The 6634-nt window shown below is 69.6% G+C and carries 6 protein-coding genes; 4 read left to right on the forward strand and 2 right to left on the reverse strand.

Annotation, left to right across the window (positions count from 1 at the left end):
- Positions 1-21 precede the first annotated feature (21 nt).
- A complete protein-coding gene (locus tag AC31A1_RS43760; RefSeq protein WP_489658655.1) occupies positions 22-1092 on the forward strand; it encodes an acyltransferase family protein in 1071 nt (356 codons plus the stop codon).
- Between the two features lie 189 nt (positions 1093-1281).
- The gene (locus AC31A1_RS43765; RefSeq protein WP_489658650.1) at positions 1282-2163 is read left to right on the forward strand and encodes a calcium-binding protein; all 882 of its coding nucleotides are present in this window, start codon (positions 1282-1284) and stop codon (positions 2161-2163) included.
- A 25-nt stretch (positions 2164-2188) separates the two neighbouring features.
- Here AC31A1_RS43765 and AC31A1_RS43770 read toward each other — a convergent pair whose 3' ends face one another.
- The gene (locus tag AC31A1_RS43770; protein WP_489658651.1) at positions 2189-2461 is read right to left on the reverse strand and encodes a hypothetical protein; all 273 of its coding nucleotides are present in this window, start codon (positions 2459-2461) and stop codon (positions 2189-2191) included.
- Positions 2462-2635: 174 nt separating this feature from the next.
- Between AC31A1_RS43770 and AC31A1_RS43775 the strand changes: the two genes are divergently transcribed.
- Entirely contained in the window at positions 2636-4585 is a 1950-nt protein-coding gene (locus tag AC31A1_RS43775; protein ID WP_489658652.1) for a YncE family protein, read from the forward strand.
- 97 nt (positions 4586-4682) lie between these two features.
- Here the strand turns inward: AC31A1_RS43775 and AC31A1_RS43780 are convergent, their stop codons facing one another.
- Positions 4683-5318, reverse strand: coding sequence for a TetR/AcrR family transcriptional regulator (locus tag AC31A1_RS43780; protein ID WP_489658653.1), 636 nt, complete (start codon positions 5316-5318; stop codon positions 4683-4685).
- 120 nt (positions 5319-5438) lie between these two features.
- On the opposite strand from AC31A1_RS43780, the gene AC31A1_RS43785 reads away from it, so the two are divergent.
- A partial coding sequence (locus tag AC31A1_RS43785) for an FAD-dependent monooxygenase (RefSeq protein ID WP_489658654.1) occupies positions 5439-6634 on the forward strand: 1196 nt, incomplete at its 3' end.

Below are 6634 nucleotides of genomic sequence, written 5' to 3' on the forward strand. Positions count from 1 at the left end.
CCTCAGGCCCACGGTTCCACCCTGCCGTCCCCCGCCCCCACGGCGGAGCCCACCGCGTCGGAGCGGGCTCCCGGGAAGCAACGCGACCCCTTCTTCGACAACGCCAAATACCTGGCGATCGTGCTGGTGGCGATCGGCCACTCCTGGGAGCCGCTGCGGTCGGGCAGCCGTAGCGTCACCGCGTTGTACACGCTCGTGTACGCCGTGCACATGCCGGCGTTCATCGTGATCTCCGGGTACTTCTCGCGGAGCTTCCGGGCGACCCCACCGCAGATCAGGCGGCTGCTGGGGGGAGTTGTCGTCCCGTACGTCGTGTTCGAGACGGCGTACACGCTCTACACGCGCTGGACGGACCACCAACCCGGCCGCGCCATCAGCCTGTTGGACCCGCTGTACCTGACGTGGTTCCTGGCGGCGCTGTTCGTCTGGCGGCTCACGACGCCGATCTGGAAGCACGTACGCCACCCGCTGCCGGTGGCGCTGGTCATCGCGATGCTGGCGACGCTCTCCCCGTCCATCGGCAACGACCTTGATCTGCGACGGGTGTTGCAGTTCCTGCCGTACTTCGTGCTCGGCCTGTGTCTGAAGCCGGAGCACTTCCAGCTCGTACGGCGGCCGGAGGTACGGCAGTTGGCGGTGCCGGTGTTCGTGGTCGCGCTCGCCGTGGCGTACTGGGCGGTCCCGCGCTTCGACTACGCCTGGCTGTTCCACAACGGGAGCGCGGAGCAACTCGGCGCTCCCGACTGGGAAGGGCCGCTCATGACGCTGGCCCTGTTCGCCTGCTCGACACTCCTGGTCGCCTGCTTCCTCGCCTGGGTGCCGCGCCGCCGCACCTGGTTCACCGCCCTGGGCGCGGGCACGCTCTACGGCTATCTGCTGCACGGGTTCGTCGCGCAGGGCGCCAAGTCCTGGGGCTGGTACGACCCTTCGTGGATGCGGGGCCCTCTCGGCGAGGTCACGGTGACCGTGGTGGCCGCCGTCGTCGTGACCGCGCTGTGCACCCCGCCGGTGCGGCGGGTCTTCCGGGGCGTGACGGAACCGGAGTTGCGGTGGGCGTTCCGTCGTGACGCGAGCGAACTCGCCCGCCCCTAGCGATGGTTGTGGTGGATCGGTGGGCCAGTTCGTGAATTCGCGCTGAATCACCGCTGACACTTCACGGTGGGGCGACACTCGTGCACGAGAGGGCACAACCAAGCCTCCGGGGAGGCGGTCACACGCTGTGGTGGAACCCGAATTCCGCGGGTTGCGTCAACTCCCCTTACGTTTCACGGAGGTTGTGCGATGCCCTCTCGTTCTCTCGGTCGCCTCGTGACCCTGGCCCTCGGCGCCGGCCTGGCCGCTCCGCTGTTCCTCGCCGGGACGGCGGGCGCGGCCACGGCGCCGGCCACCGCCGCGCTCGGCAACGGCGGCAACGAGGTCCTCTACACGGCCGCCGCGGGCCAGGCCAACAAGGCGGTCGTCACCGCGTCGACGACCGACCTCTCGACCATCACCTACGTCATCGACGACGTCGTCACCATCAAGCCGGGCACGAGCTGCGCGTACCCCACCGCCTCGGACCACACCAAGGTCTCCTGCACGGTGACCACCTTCGACAGCCAGGACCCGTACCCCACCCTTCAGTTGACGCTCGGCAACGGCAACGACACCCTCGCGTACCACAACAAGACCGGCCAGACGTACTACTTCGCCTCGGCCGACCTGGGCGCCGGCAACGACAAGGCCACGGACGACGGCAGCGTCGACGGCAACTACATCTCGGGCGGGACCGGCAACGACATCCTCACCCTGGGCAAGTACTCGGTGGGCTGGGGCGACGACGGCAACGACACCCTGAAGGCCGCCGCGGGCACCATCGCCCAGGGCGGCAACGGCAACGACACCATCTCGACCACCGGCGACGCGGCCGACGGCGGGGCCGGCAACGACGTCATCACCGGTGGCGCGGCCGCCCAGAGCCTGACAGGCGGCACCGGCAACGACCGGATCCACGGCGGCGCCGGGAACGACTTCATCTACGGCGGCACGGGCAACGACGTCCTCTACGGCGACGCCGGCGCCGACACGATCTACGGCAACTCCGGCAACGACACCCTGTGGGGCGGCGCGGGCGCGGACGTCCTGTCGGGCGGGCCGGGCCGGAACGTCGTCCACCAGAACTGACGCACGCCGACGCCGGGGGACCGGCTCAGGGGGTGGTGTAGCCGACCACGACCCGGGCCGGTACGCGGAACGCGTCGTCGTACAGCGTGGACACTTCCTTGCCGTACTGGCCGTCGGGCAGCGCGATCTCGTCGGCGGGGATCGTCGAGCCCCCGGCAGTGATCGCGCCCGGCAGCTTCAGGTCGCTCCCGGCACAGGCTCGCGCGTCGCCGAACGGAGGGAACAGCTCGTCCCGCAGCAGCCAGGTACCCCCGCCGCCCACCACCGCGAGCACGGCCCCCGAACAACGCGCGTACACGACAACCTCATAACTCCTTTCCCAGCTGTCACAGCCATGTCATACGCTGCTCCCAGCAGCCGCGCCCCGCGCGTCACCGCGTCTCTCATCCGCGGTCACGTCCGGGTGTTGCGCGGCGCTCTCAACTCCCGGTCCCCGGACCGGTTTTCCTTGTGGGGGGAACAGCACGTGCGGATGCGCAGCATCTCGACCGCGACAGCGCTCGCGGTCCTTCTCGGTTCGGCGGCGCTCAGCGTCGTAGCGACGGGTACGGCCTCGGCGGCGACCGCCAACGTCACCTCGCCCGGCGGCCTGGTCGCGGACGAGGCCCTCAAGCGGGTCTTCGTCGGTGACACCTCGGCCGGAACGGTCGCGGCCACCGACTACGCGGGCAACGTCCTCGCCTCGGTGGGCGGCATCGGCTCGGTCACCGGCCTGACCGTCTCCGACGACGGGGCCACCGTGTACGCGGCGGTGCAGAACACACACGAGATCGTGGCGATCGACGCGGCGACTCTCGACGTCAAGACCCGTTACGCGATACCCACCGACACCGGCCCGCGCCACATCGCCTTCTCCGGCGGCAAGGTGTGGTTCACCTACGGCGACCAGTGGGACGGCGACCTCGGTTCCGTGGACCCGACGGTGGACCCGGCGAGCGGCACCGACCCGGTGACCATGGCGCAGTTCCCGACCGAGGGCACTTCTGTCGGCATCTGGGGCCAGGCCCTGCTGGACACCGACCCGCTGCGGCCCGGCGTACTGGCCATCGGCGAGACCGGCATCTCCACCGACTCCATGGCCGTGGTCGACGTATCGAGCGGCACGCCCGCGCTCACCGCCTGGTACGACGGCGACTACACCCTGAACAACGGCATCGGCGACATCGACCTCGCCGCGGGCGCCGACCGGGTGCTGGTCAACGGCCATCTCCTGGACGCCTACGCGGACGGCAAGTTCACACAGTCCGGCACCCTCCCGGCGGGCCAGCAGGCCGACGTCTCCCGGGTCGGATTCGTCGCCCAGGTCGACGGCGACAAGATCACGACGTACCGGCCGAACGCGACGAAGCCGATCCGTACGTACACCGTCGGTTCCTACGGCACGGCCGACCTGACCTGGTCCCCCGACTCCTCCCGCATCTTCGCGCTGGTCGGGACGTCCACCGGCAAGTACAGCCTCAAGGTGCTGACCGACCCCGACAAGAACGTCCCGACCCTCACGGTCAACGCCCCGTCCTCCGCCCCCCGCGCCAAGAAGCTCACCGTCACCGGCAAGCTCTCGGCGACGGTCGCGCTGCCCGCCGGCGCGAAGCTCCAGGTCACGCGTACCGACCTGGAGTCCACGAAGGGCAAGGCGCTGCCCACCGTCACGGTGACGGCGAACGGCACCTACTCGTTCACGGACACCCCGCCGGCCGGCGGCACTGTCACGTACAAGGTGAGCTACGCGGGCGACGCCGGGCACGCGGCGGTCAGCGCCTCCGACAAGGTCGCCGTGTCCCGCTCGGCCACGACCCTGAGCCTGAACAACAACGGCAAGCTGTACTCGTACGGCGCCGACGTGAAGTTCACCGCGCACCTCGGCACGACGTACAAGAACCGCACGGTCGCGATCTACTCGGACCCCTTCGGCGGCGACAAGCCGAAGAAGCTGATCAAGACCGGCAAGGTCAACTCCAGCGGCAACATCTCCGTGACCGTGGACATGACCCGCGACACCGCCGTCAGCGCGGTCTTCGCCGGTGACGCCCGCTACGCGCCCAAGACGGTGAAGGCCACGGCGTACGCCAAGGTCAAGGTCTCCACCGCGATCACCAAGCACTACAAGACGGCGAAGATCGGCTCGACGTCGTACTACTGGTTCCACAAGAACTCCGCGCCGGTCGTCACCACGACGATGACCTACTACAAGAACCGCCAGGAGCGGCTCGACCTTCAGGTCTACTACGACGGCCATTGGTACGACTCCGACTCGGAGTACTTCGCCCTGAACACGAACGGCAAGGTCGCGGTGAACCTCGGCGCACCTGGCGAGTCCGGCATCAAGGCCCGTATCCGGGCCGCGTACATCAACGGTTCGTCCGGCGACAACGTCAACTCGACGACGTACACCGGGTGGAAGTACCTGTACTTCTCCAACTAGTACCTGTTTCCCCAGGAGTTGGGGTTCAGCGGGTGCAGGGCAGCCCCGCTTCGAGGACCATGTGTCCTCGGGGCGGGGCTGTTCGCGTGTCCGCCGGCTACACCGCGTCCAATCCCGTCATGAGCTGTCCGTACGCCCCCTCCGCGGCCGCGACCGCGTCGTCGTACGCCTCGTCGGCGGTCCGTCCCGACGTGATCGTCCGCCAGTTCTCCTGCCCCAACTCCTGCTGTACGGCGATCAGATGGGCCGCGGCCAGGCGTCTGACGATCGGTGGCGCGGCGCCGGAGCCGGACGGCAGGGCGTCCGCGAGCGCGTCGATGTCCTGGCTGGTGTACCGCTGTCTCATGCCGATGCGGAGGCTGGGCGTGCGGTAGATGAGGTCCTGGAAGGACAGGATCTCGGGGTGGTCGTTCAGGCCGGTGATCGGGTCCCGGGCGGCGAGTCCGGCCAGGAAGTGGTCGCGCAGGGCCGCCGTCGGGGTCAGACCGGCCGGGCGCTCCCGCACGACCCGGGCCGCCTCGCCGAGGTGGTCGGCGAAGCGGTGCAGGACCAGGTCCTCCTTGGTCGGGAAGTACCGGAACAGCGTGGCCTTGGAGACCTCGGCCGCCGCCGCGACCTCGACGACGGACACCTCGTCGAAACCCTGCGCGCGGAAGAGACGCAGGGCTTCCTGAGCGATGAGGTTCCGCGTGCGTTCCTTCTTGCGCTCGCGCAGACCGGCGGGTTCGTCCATGCGAGCCAGCTTACACGGAGATGAGGCCCGGGATTGAATGAGGCCGAGAATCTTCTGAGACCGGGTTGCATTTTCTCGTCCGCCGATGTTCCATGGACGCACGACGACGAGAGGACCCTCATGACCGACGAAGGTGTGCGGAACGAAGGTGTGCTGATCGTGGGCGCCGGACCGACCGGCCTCACGCTCGCCATCGAGCTGGCCCGGCGCGGCGCGGGAGTGCGGATCGTGGACGCGGCCCCGGTCCCGCACCGGGAGTCCCGGGGCAAGGGCCTTCAGCCGCGCACCCTGGAGGTCCTGGAGGACGTCGGCATCGCCGAGCGCGCCCTCGCCGCCGGGACGACACGACTGCCGTTCCGCAAGTACTTCGACGGCGCGCATGTGAACGACACCGACCCCTTCGCGGACGCCCGCCCCACCCCCGACGCGCCGTACGAGCGAGGGGTCCTCATAGGGCAGTGGCAGGTGGAGAAACTCCTGCGCGAGCGGCTCGCGGAGTTCGGCGTCGGCGTCGAAGGCGGCACGGAGGTCACCGGGTTCGAGCAGGACGAGGACGGTGTCACGGCCGTCCTCGCCGACGGCGAACGGATCAGGGCGGGCTATCTCGTCGGCTGCGACGGCGGGCGCAGCCGGGTGCGCAAGGCGATGGGGGTGCGCTTCGACGGTACGACGGAGGAGACGCAGTCGATGGTCGTCGGTGACGTCGAGGCCGAGGGGATCAGCCGGGACGTCTGGCATCAGTGGTTCGCGTCGGACGGGCGCGGAGTGATGCTCTGCCCGATGCCCGGCACGAACTCCTTCCAGTTCCAGGCCGGCCCCGAACTCGACGCGAGCGGCGACCCGTTGCCACCGTCACTGGAGGGCTTCCAGCGGATCTTCGACCGGTACGCACAGGTGCCCGGCATCACGCTGACCGACCCGACCTGGCTCTCCCTCTGGCGGGTCAACGTCCGCATGGTCGACCGGATGCGCGTCGGCAGGGTCCTCCTGGCCGGGGACGCCGCCCACATCCACCCGATCGCCGGCGGCCTCGGCATGAACACCGGCATCCAGGACGCCTACAACCTGGGCTGGAAACTCGCCCTCGCGACAGCCGGGCAGGCAGGTCCTGGCCTTCTGGACACCTACGAGGAGGAGCGCCTCCCGGTGGCCGCCTGGACCCTGGGCATCAGCACCGACCTGTACGCCCGGGTACGCGAAGCCGTCAAGGAACCCGGCACCGGCGTCGAGGCCGCCGCCCCGCCCCCGATGGGCACGGGCTATCGCTGGAGCTCCCTCGCCGCCCCCGCCACCACCGGCGACCCCGCCGTCCTGCG

The sequence above is a fragment of the Streptomyces sp. P5F9 genome, from assembly GCF_057961495.1.

Excerpts from the sequence above, each read along its gene's own strand:
- AC31A1_RS43765 (WP_489658650.1), top strand. The coding sequence starts at position 1,282 with ATGCCCTCTCGTTCTCTCGGTCGCCTCGTGACCCTGGCCCTCGGCGCC.
- AC31A1_RS43775 (WP_489658652.1), top strand. The coding sequence starts at position 2,636 with ATGCGCAGCATCTCGACCGCGACAGCGCTCGCGGTCCTTCTCGGTTCG.
- AC31A1_RS43780 (WP_489658653.1), bottom strand. The coding sequence starts at position 5,318 with ATGGACGAACCCGCCGGTCTGCGCGAGCGCAAGAAGGAACGCACGCGG.